The organism is Pseudomonas sp. LAMO17WK12:I5, from assembly GCF_900215165.1.
GTDB lineage: Bacteria > Pseudomonadota > Gammaproteobacteria > Pseudomonadales > Pseudomonadaceae > Aquipseudomonas > Aquipseudomonas putida_A.
The window spans coordinates 187,022-205,534 of record NZ_OBDS01000013.1 but is presented as its reverse complement, the minus strand read 5'-3'; the positions used below and the strand labels follow the sequence as shown (position 1 = coordinate 205,534).

The window sequence follows — 18,513 nt, the reverse complement described above, 5'->3', positions numbered from 1 at the left end:
ACCAGTGCCGACGGTGGTCGGCAGCGGAGGAATTCACATGGCAACGCTCATCGGGACAGTCACTAAAGTCATTGGTCAGGTTTTTGCGCAGGGCACCGACGGCACGCGCCGCGCCCTGGTCGAAGGCGACCGCTTGTTTGCCGGCGATCAAGTGATCACCGGCGCAGAAGGTGCCGTTGCCATTCATCTGCAAAATGGCCACGAGTTGACCCTGGGCCGCGACAGCAGCATGACGATGTCCGGGCAACTGCTGGCCAATCAGGCGGTGCACATTGATTCCCCTGAAGCGCTGACGCCGAGCGAAGCGCAACTGACCGATGTCGAGCAGATTCAGAAAGCCATCGCCGCCGGCGAAGACCCGACCAAAGCGGCAGAGGCCACCGCCGCCGGCCCGAATGCACCGGGCGGCGCGCCAGGTGAGCTGGGTGGCGGCCACAGTTTTGTGCTGCTGACGGAAGTCGGTGGGCGCGTGGATCCGGTGATCGGCTTCCCGACCGCCGGTTTCAACGGCATCCCCGAGTTTCCCGAAGAGCGGCATAACGCAGTCATCGACAATGGCGACAACACGCCGATCGTGCCGCCGCCGATCAACAACCTGGTGACCCTCAGTGGCCTTGCCGTGCCTGGCGGTGAGCTGACCCTCAACGAAGCCAACCTGCCTGCCGGCTCCTCGGCCAACCCCGGCGCGCTGACCCAGAGCGGCAGCTTCACGGTGTCGGCGCCGGACGGTCTGAGCAGCCTTAACATCGGCGGTATCAACGTGATCAGCGGTGGTGTGGCGGCCGGTTTCCCGCAGTCGATCACCACACAACTGGGCAACACCCTGACCATCACCGGGTATAACGTCAGCACCGGCGTAGTCAGCTACAGCTACACCCTCAACGGCAACGATGCCCATCCGGCCGGTGACGGCGCCAACAGCCTCAGTGAACATTTCACGGTGACCGCAAGCGACAGCAATGGCGACAGCGCCACCGGCTCGCTCGACGTCAACATCATTGATGACGTGCCCAAAGCGGCGAATGACAGCAACGCCAACACCGCCTCGGAAACCCAGTTGACCTTGACCGGCAACGTCCTGACCAACGACGTGCAAGGCGCCGACCGCGTGCCCACCGGCCCGGTCACTGCCGGCACCTTTACCGGCACTTTCGGCACCCTCGTATTGAATGCCAATGGCACATACACCTACACCCTGAACACCAGCGACGCAGACTTCAAAGCGCTGCACGGTGGCGGCAATGGCACCGAGACTTTCACCTACACCCTCACCGATTCGGACGGCGATACCAGCACTGCGAATCTGGTTCTGCAGATTCACAACAACGACGATCCGGTGGTGATCAACGGGTTGAACGTCGAGGGTGGCGAGCTGACGGTCTATGAAAAAAACCTCGGCACCGGCAGTGAGCCGGATGCCAATGCGCTGACCCAGAGTGGCACGTTCACTATCACCGCACTGGATGGCGTTACCACGCTGACGGTGGGCGGCATCGCCGTTGTCACTAACGGCGTGGCCGCGGGCTTCCCGCAATCGGTGACTACACCGCTGGGCAGCACGTTGACCATCACCGGTTTCAACGCCACCACCGGTGTTGTGAGTTACAGCTACACCCTGGTCGACAACGAGGCACACCCAACCGCCAATGGCGCCAACAATTTGCCTGAGCAGTTCGCCGTCACCGTCGTGGACGACAACGGCACGACTGCCAATGCAACGCTTGATGTGAACGTGATCGACGACCTGCCTAAAGCAATCGATGACAGCAACACTGGCACCGCTTCGGAAACTCAGTTGACCCTGACCGGTAACGTACTGACCAACGACGTACAAGGCGCCGACCGCGTACCCACCGGTCCAGTCACCGCCGGCACCTTCACCGGCACCTACGGCACCCTCGAACTGCACACCGACGGCACTTACACCTACACGCTGAACACTACCGACGCCGACTTCAAAAACCTGCACGGCGGCGGTAATGGCACCGAGACTTTCACCTACACCATCACCGATTCGGACGGCGATACCAGCACTGCGAATCTCGTCCTGCAAATCCACAACAACGACGACCCCGTGGTCATCAGCGGCCTCGACGTTAACGGCGGAGAGCTGACCGTTTACGAAAAAAACCTCAGCACCGGCAGCGCGCCTGATACCAACGCGCTAACTCAAAGCGGCACCTTCACCATCACCGCTCTGGACGGCGTCACCACGCTGACCGTCGGCGGCATCGCCGTGGTCACCAACGGCGTGGCCGCAGGCTTCCCGCAATCGGTCACTACACCGCTGGGCAGCACGCTGACCATCACCGGTTTCAATGCCACCACCGGTGTTGTGAGTTACAGCTACACGTTGATCGACAACGAGGCACACCCAACCGCCAACGGCGCAAACAACCTGCCCGAGCAGTTCGCCGTAACGGTAGTGGATGACAATGGCACCACCGCCAACGCGACCCTCGATGTGAACATCATCGACGACCTGCCAAAAGCGCTGAACGATTCCAACGCCAACACCGCGTCAGAAACCAATCTGACCCTCACCGGCAATGTCCTGACCAACGATGTTCAGGGCGCCGACCGCGTACCGACCGGCCCAGTGACTGCCGGTACGTTCACTGGCACCTATGGCACGCTGGAACTGCACACCGACGGCACCTACACCTACACGCTGAACACCACCGACGCCGACTTCAAAAACCTGCACGGTGGCGGCAATGGCACCGAAACCTTCACCTACACCATCACCGATTCGGACGGCGATACCAGCACCGCCAACCTCGTCCTGCAGATCCACAACAACGACGATCCGGTGATCATCAACGGGCTCGACGTCAATGGCGGTGAACTCACCGTCTACGAGAAAAATCTCACTGACGGCAGCGCACCGGATTCCACCGCGTTGACCCAAAGCGGCACATTCACCATCACTGCTCTGGACGGCGTGACGACCCTGACCGTCGGTGGCATTGCCGTGGTCACCAATGGCGTAGCCGCAGGCTTCCCGCAATCGGTCACCACACCGCTGGGCAGCACGTTGACCATCACCGGATTCAACGCGGCCACCGGTGTCGTCAGCTACAGCTACACCCTGGTCGACAACGAGGCACACCCGACCGCCAACGGCGCCAACAATCTGCCTGAACAGTTCGCCGTCACCGTAGTGGACGACAACGGCACCACCGCTAACGCAACCCTCGATGTGAACATCATCGATGACCTGCCAAAAGCCGTGAACGACAGCAACGCCAACATCGCGTCGGAAAGTCAGTTGACCCTGACCGGCAACGTCCTCACTAACGACGTGCAGGGCGCCGACCGCGTACCCACCGGCCCGGTCACCGCCGGTACGTTCACTGGCACCTATGGCACGCTGGAACTGCACACCGACGGCACCTACACCTACACGCTGAACACCAACGACGCCGACTTCAAAAACCTGCACGGCGGCGGCAACGGCACGGAAAATTTCACCTACACCATCACTGACTCGGACGGCGATACCAGCACCGCGAATCTCGTCCTGCAGATCCACAACAACGACGATCCGGTGATCCTCAACGGTCTCGACGTGAATGGCGGCGAACTCACCGTCTACGAAAAAAACCTCAGCGACGGCACCAGTCCCGATGCATCGGCGCTGACTCAGAGCGGTACCTTCACCGTGACCGCGCTCGACGGTCTGCAAACCCTGACCGTGGGCGGCATCAACGTCGTCACCGGTGGTGTGGCCGCAGGCTTCCCGCAATCGATCGTTACGCCGTTGGGCAGCACGCTGACCATCACCGGCTACAACCCGGCGACTGGCGTGGTCAGCTACAGCTACACCCTGGTCGATAACGAAACCCATCCGAACGGCAATGGCGCCAACAGCATCACCGAGAACTTCAACGTGGTGGCGACTGACACTGACGGCAGCACCGCCAGCGGCCAGATCAACGTCAACATCATCGATGACCTGCCGAGCGCGCATGCCGATGCCGCGTCGGTGGCGGAGGGCGGCACCGTCAGCGGCAACGTGCTTGACAATGACATCGGCGGCGCCGACGGCCCGGCCGTGACCGGCGCGGTAGTCGGTGTGCGAGCCGGCTCCGACACATCCACCTCGGCCATCGGCGGCCTCAACAGCAACATCAATGGCACCTACGGTTACCTGACCCTCGATGCCAACGGCAACGCGGTCTATCACAGCAACCCCAATGCCGTGAACGGCCCCGGTGCGGTGGATGTGTTCACCTACACCGTGCGCGATTCCGATGGCGATGAAAGCACCACCACCATCACCATCGATGTCGCCAACAGCAAGCTGTATGCGACCAGCGACACCGACGTCACCGTCTACGAAAAAGCCCTCGACCTGACCAAGGACGGCGCCGATCTGGCCCCGGGTACGGTCATCGGCAGCGATCCGACCAACACTGGCGAAACCGCCTCCGGCACACTGGTCGGTTCGGTCACCGGTGCGGTCGGCGCCATCAGCTATGCGCTGGTCGGCAGTGCCACCGGCAACTACGGGCAGATCGTGCTCAACCCCAACGGCACTTACACCTACACCCTGACCTCGCCCGCGACCACCACACCGCATGCCGACGACGGGGCCAACACCCTGACTGAAACCTTCACCTATCAGGCCACCGATTCGCTGGGCAATGTGGTCACCAGCACCATCGTCGTCAGCATCGTCGATGACGTGCCCAAAGCCCTCAACGACAGCAACGCCACCAGTGCCTCGGAAACCCAGCTGACCCTGACCGGCAACGTGCTGACTAACGACGTGCAAGGCGCGGACGTGGTCGCCACCGGACCGAATACCGGGCCGATCACCGCCGGTACCTTCACCGGGACTTACGGCACGCTGGTGCTCAATGCCAACGGCACTTACACCTACACGCTCAACCCGGCTGACGCCGACTTCAAAGCGCTGCACGGCGGTGGAAACGGCACCGAGACATTCACCTACACCCTCACCGATGCTGACGGCGATACCAGCACCGCCAACCTGGTGCTGAACATCCACAACAACGACGATCCGGTGGTGCTCAACGGCCTCGACGTCAACGGCGGCGAACTCACCGTCTACGAGAAAAACCTCAGTGACGGCACCAGCCCCGATACTCCGGCGCTGACCCAGAGCGGTACGTTCACCGTCACGGCCCTGGATGGCCTGCAAACCCTCACCGTCGGTGGCATTGCCGTCGTGACCAACGGGGTCGCCGCAGGCTTCCCGCAATCGGTGGTGTCGCCGCTGGGCAGTACGTTCACCGTCACCGGTTACAACCCGGCGACCGGCGTGGTCAGTTACAGCTACACCCTGGTGGATAACGAAGCGCACCCGACCGGCAACGGCGCCAACAGCCTCACCGAAAACTTCAACGTGGTCGCGACTGACACCGACGGCAGCACCGCCAGCGGCCAGATCAACGTCAACATCATCGATGACCTGCCGACCGCCAAGGCCGACACCGGCTCGGTGGCGGAGGGCGGCACGGTCAATATCAGCGTGCTCGGCAACGACGTTACCGGCGCCGATGGCGCAGCGGCAGGCGGGGCAGTGGTCGGCGTGCGCGCCGGCAGCAACACCGCGACCTCGGCGATCGGCGGCCTCAACAGCAATATCAACGGCGCCTACGGCTACCTGACCCTGGACGCGGCGGGTAACGCCATCTACCACAGCAACCCGAACTCGGTGAGCCCACCGGGCGCCACCGACACGTTCACCTATACCATCCGCGACGGTGACGGCGACGAAAGCACCACCACCATCACCATCAACGTCGCCGACAGCAAACTGATTGCGTCGGTCGATCAGGACGTGACGGTCTACGAAAAAGCCCTCGACCTGACCAAGGACGGCCAGGACCTGGCCCCCGGCACGGTCACCGGCAGCGATCCGAGCAACACCGGCGAAACCGCCACCGGCACACTGGTCGGTGCGGTCACTGGCGGCAGCGGGGCGCTCACCTACACCCTGGTCGGCAGCGCCACCGGCACTTACGGGCAGATCCAGCTCAACGCCGACGGCACTTACACTTACACCCTGACCTCGGCACCGAAAACCACGCCGAACGCCAACGACGGCGCCAACACCCTGAGCGAAAGTTTTACCTACAAAGCCACCGATGCGCTGGGCAACAGCACCACCAGCACGATTGTGGTCAACATCGTCGACGACGTGCCCAAAGCCGTGGCGTCGGATCGTTCGGTGGCGGCGGTGGAGATCGATTCCAACCTGCTGATCGTCCTCGACATCTCCGGCAGTATGGCCGACACCTCCGGTGTACCGGGGCTGTCACGGCTGGCGCTGGCCAAGCAGGCCATCAGTGCCTTGCTCGACAAGTACGATGATCTCGGCGATGTGAAGGTGCAGCTCGTCACCTTCAGCAGTAATGCCACTGACCGGACTTCGGTGTGGGTCGATGTGGCGACGGCCAAGTCCATACTCGCCGGCCTCACCGCCGGTGGCGGTACCAACTACGACGCTGCCGTGGCGGTGATGCAGACCGCGTTCAACACCTCGGGCAAACTCACCGGGGCGCAGAACGTCGGCTACTTCTTCTCCGACGGCAAGCCCAACGAAGGCGACATCAACGCTGCCGACGAAGCCGCGCTGAAAAACTTCCTCGATGCCAACAACATCAAGAACTACGCCATCGGTCTGGGCAGCGGCGTGAGCAACGCCAACCTCGATCCGCTGGCCTATGACGGCATCAGCCACACCAACACCAATGCGGTGGTGGTCACCGACCTCAATCAGCTCAACTCGGTGCTGTCGGGCACTGTGGAAGGCGCGCCGGTCACCGGTTCGCTGCTGGGCGAGGGCGGTACCTTTGGCGCCGATGGCGGCTTCATCAAATCCATCGTGGTCGACGGCACCACCTACACCTATGACCCGCGCGCCAACAGCGGCCAGGGTTCGTTGACCGCATCCGGCGGCACCAACCACGGCACGTTCAACACCGTGAACAACACGATCAGCATCGCCACCAACAACAGCGGCACGCTGGTGATCAACCTCGACACCGGTGACTACAGCTACACCTCGCAAAAAACCACGACCACGGTGATCACCGAGAACATCGGCTTCACCCTCAGCGACAACGACGGCGACCTCGCCAGCTCGACGCTGACCGTGAAAGTGATCCCCAACTCGCCACCGGTGGCGACGGACGACCACGTCATCACCAACGTGCTGTCGAGCAACATCACCGTGCCGGGCGAATTGTTGCTGGCCAACGACACCGATCCGGACGGCGACACGCTCAACGCTTCGCCGACCAGCTTCAACACCGGATGGGTGGCCAAGGGCGCGGACTTCACCGGCACCGGCGCGATCAACTTCGCCGGCACCGGCAACACCGCCGCCAACCAGAACCTGGCCGACGTACGCGCTGCATTCGCCGCCAACACCGCCGCGATGACCGCAGTGCTGGTGGTCAGCGGTTACCTCGGTGCGGTGACCAATGCCAATGCCAACGATGAGGACCTGATCACCGTCAAACTGAAACAGGGCGAAACGCTGAACCTGGATCACAACCTCGCGGCCGGCCACGTCACCATGGAGTACTCGGTCAACGGCGGCGCGTTCGTCAGCATCGCTGACGGCGGCACCATCACTGCCGGTGCCGATGGCACCTACCAGATCCACGTGACCAACATCAGCAACACCAGCGGCAGCAATCCGACGGCAGCGGAAAACTATCAACTGACCATGACGGTCAACTACGCCGGCGCCCATGACGTGACGCCGGATTTCCACGGCACCTATATCGCCAATGACAACCATGGCGGCAGCGACACCGCCAACGTCAGCATCACCTATCAGGATGGCCACACCCTCACCGGTACCGCCGGCGACGACATTCTGGTGGCGGGCACCGGCAACAACATCCTCAATGGCGGCGACGGCAACGACGTACTGACCGCCGGTTCCGGCAACAACGAGATGCACGGCGGCGCGGGCAACGACTTGCTCTACAGCGGCCCGGGCAACGACATTCTCGACGGCGGCACCGGCATCGACACGGTCAGCTATGCCCACGCCACCGCCGGGGTCACGGTCAACCTCGGCCTGCTCGGTGCGCAAAACACCATCGGCGCCGGCACCGACACGATCAGCAATATCGAAAACCTGGTCGGCTCGAACTTCAACGACACCCTGACCGGCGACAACAATAACAACGTGATCAACGGCGGGCTGGGCAATGACATCCTCAACGGTGGCGGCGGTGATGACCTGCTGATCGGCGGCATGGGCAACAACACCCTGACTGGCGGGGCCGGCGCGGACACCTTCCAGTACCTCAAGGGCAACAGTGGCCACGACACCATCACCGATTTCACCCCCGGCACCGACAAGCTTGACCTGTCGCAACTGCTGCAAGGTGAAAACGGCACCACGGCGTCGCTCGATGATTACCTGCACTTCACCGTCACCGGCAGCGGCGCCTCGGTGCTCACCAGCATCGACGTCAGCGCGCTGGCCGGCGCCACGCCGAACCAGACCATCGACTTGGCCGGCGTCAACCTCGCCAGCCACTACGGCGTGACCCCGGGGGCGGGTGGGGTGGTAGCCGGCGGGCACGACACGGCGACGATCATCAGCGGCATGCTCAATGATCATTCGCTGAAAGTGGACACAGTGTGATCAAGGCCTGAAACGACAAAACCCGCCGCCCCGATCAGTCGGGACGGCGGGTTTTTTCTGTCTGGAGAGATGGGTTGCCAGTGCGTCAGCCTTCGCGAGCAGGCTCTCTCCCACATTGGATTTAGGGTGCTCAGCATTTTGTGAACAACAAAGCTCCCCTGTGGGAGCGAGCCTGCTCGCGAAAGCGTCCTCACAGCCGACCAATTCCCACCTGAATGCACTCATTCCAACTGTGGGAGCGGGCTTGCTCGCGAAAGCGGCTCCCAGCCGACCAATCCCCAACTGAATGCACTCGGTCAAATGGTGGGAGCTGGCTTGCCAGCGATGGCGGCCTCCCAGCCGACCAATCCCCACCTGAATGCACGCATTCCAACTGTGGGAGCGAGCTTGCTCGCGAAAGCGGCCTACCAGACAAAATCAAAACAACAGAGCAAACCCCGCAAATAAACATCACCCCGCAACCACGTTTAAAGTACACGAACCGTTACGCCATACCGGCTACAACGTCTTGCGCCGTTACCTACGCGTACGCCAGAATCCGCCGGCTTACACGGCTATGGGGCGGGCTATATCGTATCCCTGTCACTGAAAATCAGTGATCGGGTTTGGTAGCCCGTTTCATTACAGTCGTGCGCCACATTACAGGTCCGTTTTTGGGGCTCTGCTTTTATGGTGGCCATGCGTGGGGCTCCTTCGGGAGCGCCGGGTTTACTGTTTTGACCGGTCTACCAACCCACAAATGGCCGCCACCCTTCGTTTGGTAGCGAGAGTGACGGCTCCTCACTTATTCAAAACAGCGAGTCACCTATGTTCAAAGCCACACCCAACCCCCCGGACACCTCGATCCCGTACGACCCAGCCCTCGACCCGCAGAAGATAAAAGCGGCAACCGACCGCGCCATCAACTTCTACCTCAACCCCGGCGCCCTGAAGATCTCGATCCCTTCAACCTCGTCATGCAAGGCGAACAGAATCTTCCTCATCGACCCCACCGTGGACGAAGAAACCTTGCTCGTCGAAGCCTGCGAATCCCTGGCCGCCGCCAGCGACATGGCCCGCGACATCGGCGACACCGTCGACAACCCACAGCGCCGGGCCATGCTGATGCTGCATCAGGTGATCATGCTCAGTGAACTGATGGTCAACCGGGTACTGGACGGCCGCCGCGTGCCGAACTAACTGCCCGGCACACCTGTTGGCGCAGCCTTTGGCAGCGCCTACAGGTCGTCATTCTTTCAAAGTGCCTCAAGGGGTACTTGCCCGGAGCCTCAGTCGATGTCCGAAACCAAGCCCAATCCACCAATCACAGACCCGGTATCGCCGTACGAGTCCCTCAACTCCAGAAAACTCCACGAAGCCGCCGAACGCGCCCTCGACCACTACCTCGCGCCCGCGAACATCATGGCAACGCCATACACCCCCAGCAGCATGTTCCTCGTCAATCCACAAACCGACACCGAATCCCTGCTGGCCAACGCCTGCGAATCCCTGGCCTCGGCCACGGTGATGCTCGGTGACTTTGCCGGCACGCTGGAGGGGCTGAGTCGTAATACGGTGTTGGGCATTGCGCAGGTGGTGATGCTGGGGGAGTTGGCGGTGAATCAGGCGCTGGATAACGTCGTGCCCAAGGATTAGGCGCCAGCATTGATGGCCTCATTGCGAGCAGGCTTTGAACACGGCGGATAATGCGGAAATACAACGGGGGCGGATCATTTGATCCGCCCCCGCCCTTAAGGCGAAAAAGTAGGTGACGTAAAAATCGTTTTTCATCCGCTACGCCTGACGGGAAGGCGGATGAGATGGGTTCACGTTGTTCGTATCAAATGAATGTGACAGTCTGTTCCCCTAGGAGCTCTTGTCGCGGGTTGGAGGGGGCGGAGTCGGTTGCATATATGTACATGGTGTAACGGCCGGGTTCTAAGAGTCGAGGGGGGATGGATGCGGGATAAAAATCCTTATGCAGTCGGTACCATTTATTTAATCTAGTGCCGCTATATAAAGAGAACCACTCGATGTTGTTGCGCTCGATTATGAGAACGTGGTGTTCCCTGGGGCTAACTGCGTAGAATTCGCAACTCAAATAGTGATTTCTAAAAGATGCGATATTTAGCGTGCTTCCGTTTGGTATTGTTTCAAAACTACCAGGAGACTGCGGGGTGGTTGTGACGCAGAATCGGACCGTCGTGGATGCGGTCACGGTCAAGGTTCGCGGATCCGACTCCTGCTCACTGCCATACAGAGCGATGGCGATAAAACGGTGGTCACCCACGCTCAAGTCCGTCACCGTCAACTCCCAGTCACCATTCTGTGGATCGATGTCGGCAATGCCTATCTCGATGGCGCCATCCTTGATCTTGACTTGCTGACCTTTAGCCCCTTTCCCTTCAAGTTTGATCGTGGTGTCGCCAGTCGTGCCGTCTGGGAGAATCTCATTCCCTTTTGAGTCTTCTACACGGGTAATTTCTGGCCGCACATCCTCAATCGCTTTGATCGTGTAAGTGCGCACAGGGAAAACCACTGCCTCGCTCTCATCCGTGCTCTTGCCGAAAGCAGCCTTGAACTCCATGGTCAGCGGGCTGCCATCTTTGAGGTTTCTCAAGCCTGCAAAGGCGATGCTCCGCTCGTAATAGCCTTGATCGAGCCACTTGTCGCTGACCATTGAACCCGGTGCCGTATGAATCTGCAGGTTGTAGTCGCTGCCATCAGCGTTCGTCCCTTTCAGACGCAGCCAGACATATTGGCCTGTGGCAATCAACGGCCAGACGCCCATGCGATAGGTGGCATTGCTGGTCAGATTCCCTACATTGAACTCCTGGCCCTCGCCGTCATCGTCGGCGTCCATGATCACCGGCAGGATCAAGCTTGAGTCCGGCAAGGTGCCAACATTCAACAACAGCGGCAACGAGGTGCGGGGCGCACCGTTGCGGGTGACGGTGTACGTCACGGTGACGGTTTTGCCCAGGTTGAATGCCAGCACGGTGACCGGCAGTTCGATTGTCAGCGTGGTTTCACTGATGGGTCTTGCCGGGGTGGTGTGCGAGCCGCCGGCGGCAGTGCCGGGTGCGCCGGTCCAGGTCACGCTGAGCAGATCGCTGAACAGCAAGTCTTGCGAATCGATGTTGATGGTCAGGGCTTCCACGGCCTTGATCGGCTGCAAGGTAGTGCCATCGGCCTCGGCCTGCTGAACCTTCGGCCGGGTCAGCAGCACGGCTTCGCCGACAGTGAAATTCAACGTCCGCGAGTAGCTGATACGTTCCGGCGTGGCGCCTGCCGCCACCCTGAGGATTTCATACATCGCGTCCACAGTGCCGCCGCGATTGGGTTCGATGTGGGTCTGGACGAAGGTCGGGTTCAGGGTGAAATCGATGGCTCTACCGGCATTGAGCGAATTGATCGGCACCGAGTCGCTGGTCTTGCCGGTTTTCGAACCGCGCCAGGTATAGGTGACCTTGTCACCCGCTTTGGTGGGTTCGGTGGCAGCCGGGGCGGTCAGTTTGCTCGAACCGCCGGGCAGGTCGTCGGGTTCGAGTGTTCCGCCGGCCTCACCGAGGACGATGGGCGCGACCAGTTCCAACAACGGTTCACCCACCCGCAACAGGGCATGGTGCAGTGACTCGCGCCGAATGATGCCTCCATCGCTGCCCTCGGCCATCAGCACGTAGAACAAATCCAGCGTACCGCCCTCGATGGCTTTGAGGTGTTTGCCTTCGACGATGATCGGGATCGGTTCTTTGTCGTCGATATCGCCCTTGCTAAGGGTGTGCCAGTCCAGTTCCGGGTCGTAGACGCCGAAATCCTGGCGGGTGCCGACCCAGCGCAGAATGATGACCATGCCCACCTGCATCATCGGATCAAAGGGGATGACGGCGGTGGTGTACACCCGATCAGGGTCGAGTGCCCCTTGTTGCGCATCCACGGCAATCGGCGCGAGCAGGCGTCGGGTTGCTCCGATGATACTGACGAAGCGCCCCTTGGAGGCGCGATCATCAGACCCGCTGCGTTCCACGCGATAACTGAACACGGCCTGGGTTTTGGCCAGCAAACGTATGTCGGCGCTTGGCAGGGCCAATTCGTAGATGTTGCCCACGCTGATGAGCGGCTCGCCGCGGACTTCAACGCTGATCGGTTCGCCGTCCAGCGTGGTGCCCTTGCCCAGGCCGATGATCACATCACCGATCCGGAAGTCGGGTGCGTCGACCAATACCTGCAAGGTCAGCGGCGCATCCCCCAGTTTGTCCATGTCCACAACGCTATTGAAGGCCTCTTTGACCATGGGAGGCGACAGGCGCGTGTTGCCGGTATCGACGGCAATCTCCACTGCGGCGCACCAGTCTTCGGAGCGATTGTCGACAATGTCGTGTACTTCAAAGGCTACGGCCAGGCTATCGGTATCGCCGGCGTCGAGGATGGTGGCCTTGTCGACATGGATGATCAGTGGATGGCCTTGCGGGTCATCGATGTGATCCTGGGTCACCCGTGGCGAATACACAAACCAGCCACCCCAGGTCAATTTGCAGCGGTCACCCACGGCCATGTTGGGGTAGGGCAACAGGCTGCTGCCGGGTTTGGCCTTGATGATGATGTCGAGGCCGGTTTCGGCGGTTTCCTTGTCCACGCCATCGTTGATGATCCGCGGATCGATGTACATGTACAGCTCGGAATGCCCCGGGGTACTGCCGTTTTCATCCTTGCCGCCGGGCCGGTCGAGTTTGACGAAGATATTCACCGGAGGCAGCGAAGTTTCCGGAGTCTGTTGGAATACCTTGACCCGATATTGCAGCGTATAGGTCCCGGTCACGAAGCGCTGGGGCGGGACATACAGGGTGACACGCTCGCCGACATCCTCTGGCTTGACGAGGGTGGTCTGGTCGACCTGAATACCGTCGAGCAGCAGCTCGATGTGGTCACCTAAACCCATACGGTTCCAGGGTGGGCAATAGACTTTCAGCCCCTTGTCGGGCGCCAGCAACTGCGCGGCGGCAATATTGATCCCCCACACCCCCCCCTCCAGGGCCGGCTGCGTACGGTCGGGTATTTCCAGTTGCCGCAGAGACTTTGGGGCCGGGAGGCGAGGGGGCTGAATAAGCATGCTGAAGACTCCAGAGTCGTGGGGGGCAAAGAAGACGCTGGAAGTTATTTAGGGGCAGGTGGCGAGCGTTGGCTACTGTCAGAAATTACAGGTAAGGACGTATTTACGATGAACGGTCGGGGGACGGGTTTTGCATGCCTGAAACTGCTTCCCAGTAGGCGCTGCCGCAGAGAAGTCGACTCTGCGGTGAACCCAACCCATGGCGGAGGAGTCTGCTCCCGCTGGGTCGCGCGGCGACTTCACCCCCCATTCAGCTCAACAAAAATGCAGCCTCACGCTGAGCTGAATGTTCAGTTATTTCCAGCGACTTCCCGACAAACGGTAAGCAAACCTAGTATTTCTGACAGTAGTCAGCTTTTTCCGGCAGGCATCTAATTGGGTCACAAACGTTCCACGCCATCGTCAGTCAACGGCCCGTTTTATCTTCACGACTGCCCTGCGCGAGAACACTGTCCGCTCAATTGCCGTGGAGTTTCGCAATGGTGCCCCCAGAAGAGTCGTCGATGGATCCGCAACACGCACGCGGCGATGACGAACCAAGTCTTGTGGTTATTCCAGAACCGATTGTTCCGGATATCCTGAAAGACGAAGAGGGAAATGAGAGCCCGGACGGGCTATTACCTCGCGATGTATTGAATCGCGATTTGAAAATCACGATTCCGGCGTGGGATTTCTCGACAGATCCGCATTTCGTAAAAGACGTCGTGTGGGTGGGCTTCAGGCGACGGGGGCTTCCCTTTGATGACGACACGGCGGGGGTGTTCCCGTTCGATATTCCCATTGATCCGGGTGACAAGATTGTTTCGGTGCCTCAAAGGGACCTGGAAGCTGGCGTTTACGACCTGTCGTACAAGCTCGTGATTGGTGGCAACGCAGCGGAATCGCTGAAAAAAACCATCACCGTCGATAGAGTGCCGCCGGATGACGGCCAGGAACCGGCGATGCTGGAGCTGCTGGATCTTGAGGGCGACATCACCGATGACTATTTGGACGAGCACGGTCAGGTTCGTTTCAAAGTACGCCTCTATCTGGACGTGAAGGCCCGTGACCGGGCGATTTATTACTGGACGGACACCGACACGCCACCGGGCTTCGAAACCGAAATCCGCGAGCAGGCGTTCAGTCAGTTTGATATCGATAACGACCAACTCATCATCACCGTCTACGCAGACGAAATTCGCCTGCGTGGTCATGGGCAGCGATACATCTATTATCGCTTGCGCGACTGGGCCGGAAACCGGGGACCGCGCTCGCGGTTGCTGCCTGTGTTCGTCGATCTGACCCCGGGGGCACCCATTCACAAGCCTCCGCGCATTCCCCTGTCGGACAGAGGCTTGATCGATCGTCAGCACGCCCGGGAGGGGGCAGTCAATCAAGGGGCGGTGACGGTCGAAATCGATGCCTATGACAATCCGTTGAGCGGCGATCAGGTACTGCTGGACTGGGATGGCACTGTTCTGCCGCCGCAGGATGTCGACCCGGCCAACTTTCCTTGCGTGATCCCTGTGCCGTGGAGTGCGCTCACAGCCAAGGGGCTGGGTCCGGCGACTGCTCGTGTCACTTACCGCGTGCGCACGGGGGGCGTCGATAGCAAACCATCAATGGAAACCCTGGTATCGGTGAACTTGACGGTGGCAGGCCAGGATCACCCCAATGCGCCGGCGTTGTTGAACCCCAAGCTTGCCTTGCTGGAGATCTACGGCGCCAACTCCAAGGTGCTGAACACATTGCTTACCGAAGATTTCGGCGAGGACGCCGACGGCTTCCTGACCTTGTTCGACGCACCTGAACGAGGACACACGATCGAAGTTTATTGGGGGAGCATCAGTACGCCCGTGGCGCAATACATCGTCCAGACCGGTGACGTTGCCGGCAAGAGAGTGCCGTTCAATATTCCATGGGCGGTCATTGACCAGGACCGGCTGAACCCGGCGTTGCCGGTCCATTACACCACCAGCAATGGCATCAACCGGCAGTTGGCTCCATCCACGCCCGTCAAGGTGTCGATCATCATTATCGAAGGTCTCCAAGAGCCTTCGTTCCCTGACGCTGGCATCGAAGGGACGCTTGACTGCTGTGCGAAACCGCGTCTTTGGGAGCGGGTGCGCGTGAGGATTGAAGGCAACCCGGCGTTTGACGAGAAGGACATCGTGACGTTGTTCTGGCAGGGATGCGCGGGACCGAATGGCACCACGCCCATTCCCGGGGCCGCGCAACCGTTCTTCACCACTTTGAGTGCGGATCAGGCAAGAAACGGTTTTGAAGTGCATGTGACCGATTACGAAAGATTGATAGCGCCGATGCAAAACCGGGGTTCGGCGTTATGTCATTACACCTTGAAAAAGTTTACGGGTGGGCAGGGTGTTTCAAAAAAAGATTTCGTGATTATCAATAGAACCATGCCCAGTGGTGCAGTGTGCTCACCCACTAATGAAACCTGTACGGAACCGTAACGGGTAATTGATTCATTAAAGTGCATTAGCCGGTTTTAGTCAGGACAGTCACGAGTATTTATTCGGGGCTGACAGAGAGTGTTGTGCCCGCGTTTTGGGCGTTCGTTGTTTGACAAAATCCCGGGCAGATAAAGCCCGTTTCTGAAGGAGCTGAAAAATGGCAAGTCGTCAACCATTGACGCCCGCTGAACAAAGCCGGGTCGATTATCTGAAAGTTCGCCGTGCTGTTACAAAAGTACCTGCACCCGTCATCAAAGTGCATCCAGATAACCCATTTCTAAGCGATACGTCGGATGATGAAACCAATCAGATTCCGCTGAGCCAGCAGGGAAAGCTTTTCAAGTGTCTGGTTCCGAGACCTGCGGAGGCTGGCGAAACGAAGCCGACACCGGGCTTCATTGATCTGACGTTTGACGGAAGTCCGATAGTCTCTACTCGATACAATTATGTGACGCCGCTGGACGCCGATATTCTTGAAATCGAAATGACGTTTCCTGTCGGATACACCGATAGGCCGGGGACACATGAGTTGGGATACTTTATCGATCAAGGCGGTAATGAGAGCAACTCTGAACCGTTGGAGTGCAATGTTGATAGAACTCCTCCGCACCCGTTTTTTCCGGTTGGACTTCCAGATGAAATAGTAAATGACGGTATTACCAAAAAATATCTGGACGACAATGATTTTGTAGCCATTAAGATTCCTGAGTATGGAGATATGAAGATTGGCGATTTTATAGAGTTGTTATATGGGGACTCGACAGTGTTGGCAGAGGTTGTCGATTCGGTCACCCGGACTGATACCATCAATGAGATCGTGCTTAGACTTACCGCTGAACAAGTATTCAAGCAAGATGAAGGTACTCACGCGCTTTTTTTCAGAGTCACCGACCGTAAGGGAAACCCAAGTACTTTTTCTCCACCAGTCCCCGTTACGGTCGTTCTGACAGATCCACCCGAGGGGCTGTTGCCCCTTGATATTCCGCTGCTTGACAAGGACGGTCTGGTCGATCTGGCGGATGCGCAAACGCCTTTGGGCGTGGGAATCTATGACGAATACACCCACTACTTGCCGGGAGATGAGTTGGTGGTGACCTACGACGGCATTCCGCAGATGGCGAAGCCCATCAACGGTTTCCCGGTTTACGTCGATATTTCATTCAAAGACGTGTTCAAAGACGACCCTGGTGAAAAAACTGTAGACGCCGAGTACCAAATCAAACGCGGCAGCACCTATTACCCGCCAACTCCGATTTCCAAAGAAGTTAAGGTTGATATGCGAAAGCCCGGTCTGCCGATTGATCCGAATAATCCAGACCCGACCAATCCAAATCTGGCGTTGGTGACGGTTCAGGGTGATTCCGGAGGCCCTGCCAATGAGTTGCGAGAAGCCGACAAAGATGGGGACGTTACTGTTACGGTCAATACCTATGGCGGCGCCAAGGAATATGACACCGTTCAACTTGAATATGCGGGCCAGCTTGTTTCTGAGGAGGATGGTGGCCTCGTTACGATTCCAGACGTTATCCCCACATCGCTTGAGTGGAAAGTGAAGTGGGACGTTATTGCGGCGGCAGGTAATGGTAATCCAAAGCACCCGATGGCTTACGTCATCGGTCATCCGCTGAACGACAACGTAGATATTTCAGAACCTCGGGAGGTGGATGTGGAGATTCAAGAGGACACTGTCCCTGATCCGGCATTTTTACACCTTGATCCCAATTATACTGACTGGCTGAACTGCAAAGCCTTGCGCCTGGATCCCATCGAGGGTGTGGTGGTCGAGGTGCGGGTCCCGGGCGGGGAATTGGCACTGGCGAATCAAGAGCTGACATTCACCTATCAGGGTTATACCGACGACGGCGGTGCAAACCCCAAACCCGAGACAGACGAGGAGGTGTTCTACACACCGACAGATCAGGAGGCCGCGTCCGGCTTCATTGTGAAGATCCCATACGCGCCCTTGCTCGCGACTCTGAATGCGTGGGGTGGCGTCAAATATAAGGCTGTCATTAACGGACGTGAGACGACCTCCAAACAGCATTTGGTCAGGGTGTACCTGGTCAATCCGGGTGATGGCGGAAGTTGCCCGTTGCCTACCTGATTCAATGCGTTTCAAAGGAAACACGGGAGGCCGCTACGCCTCCCGTGTCCTCGCTGAAACGGTTGCTGAAACAGGCGGATCATTCCTCGAGCGGGACAGGACTTTTCCGTCCGGATCTAGGACTTCTCCTACATTTTTGCTTGACCCGGATAGGTATTGTTCGCGCCTCTTACAGTCTTTTGGCGTTTCTTCTGAAAGATGTGAGGTGATGAACATTCAGGAA

6 protein-coding genes are annotated in these 18,513 nt (G+C 59.2%); 5 read left to right on the top strand and 1 reads right to left on the bottom strand.

Annotated elements, in window-relative coordinates:
- Window positions 1-37: 37 nt before the first annotated feature.
- The 3 genes from CRO59_RS23155 to CRO59_RS23145 all read left to right on the top strand — a co-directional run bounded on the left by CRO59_RS23155 (window position 38) and on the right by CRO59_RS23145 (window position 10,279).
- Window positions 38-8,644, top strand: a complete 8,607-nt coding sequence (locus CRO59_RS23155) for a retention module-containing protein (protein ID WP_097090486.1) — start codon at window positions 38-40, stop codon at window positions 8,642-8,644.
- A gap of 807 nt (window positions 8,645-9,451) precedes the next feature.
- Window positions 9,452-9,823, top strand: a complete 372-nt coding sequence (locus CRO59_RS23150) for a DUF6124 family protein (protein WP_097093106.1) — start codon at window positions 9,452-9,454, stop codon at window positions 9,821-9,823.
- Between the two features lie 96 nt (window positions 9,824-9,919).
- On the top strand, window positions 9,920-10,279 hold the full coding sequence (locus CRO59_RS23145) for a DUF6124 family protein (protein ID WP_097093104.1): 360 nt from the start codon (window positions 9,920-9,922) through the stop codon (window positions 10,277-10,279).
- A 184-nt stretch (window positions 10,280-10,463) separates the two neighbouring features.
- Here the strand turns inward: CRO59_RS23145 and CRO59_RS23140 are convergent, their stop codons facing one another.
- Complete coding sequence (locus tag CRO59_RS23140; protein ID WP_097093102.1) at window positions 10,464-13,643, bottom strand: hypothetical protein; 3,180 nt, start codon at window positions 13,641-13,643, stop codon at window positions 10,464-10,466.
- Window positions 13,644-14,236: 593 nt separating this feature from the next.
- On the opposite strand from CRO59_RS23140, the gene CRO59_RS23135 reads away from it, so the two are divergent.
- Together CRO59_RS23135 and CRO59_RS23130 are read left to right on the top strand one after the other, a co-directional pair.
- Window positions 14,237-16,186, top strand: coding sequence for a hypothetical protein (locus CRO59_RS23135; protein WP_256578490.1), 1,950 nt, complete (start codon window positions 14,237-14,239; stop codon window positions 16,184-16,186).
- A gap of 157 nt (window positions 16,187-16,343) precedes the next feature.
- Complete coding sequence (locus tag CRO59_RS23130; protein ID WP_097090183.1) at window positions 16,344-18,290, top strand: hypothetical protein; 1,947 nt, start codon at window positions 16,344-16,346, stop codon at window positions 18,288-18,290.
- Window positions 18,291-18,513 lie beyond the last annotated feature (223 nt).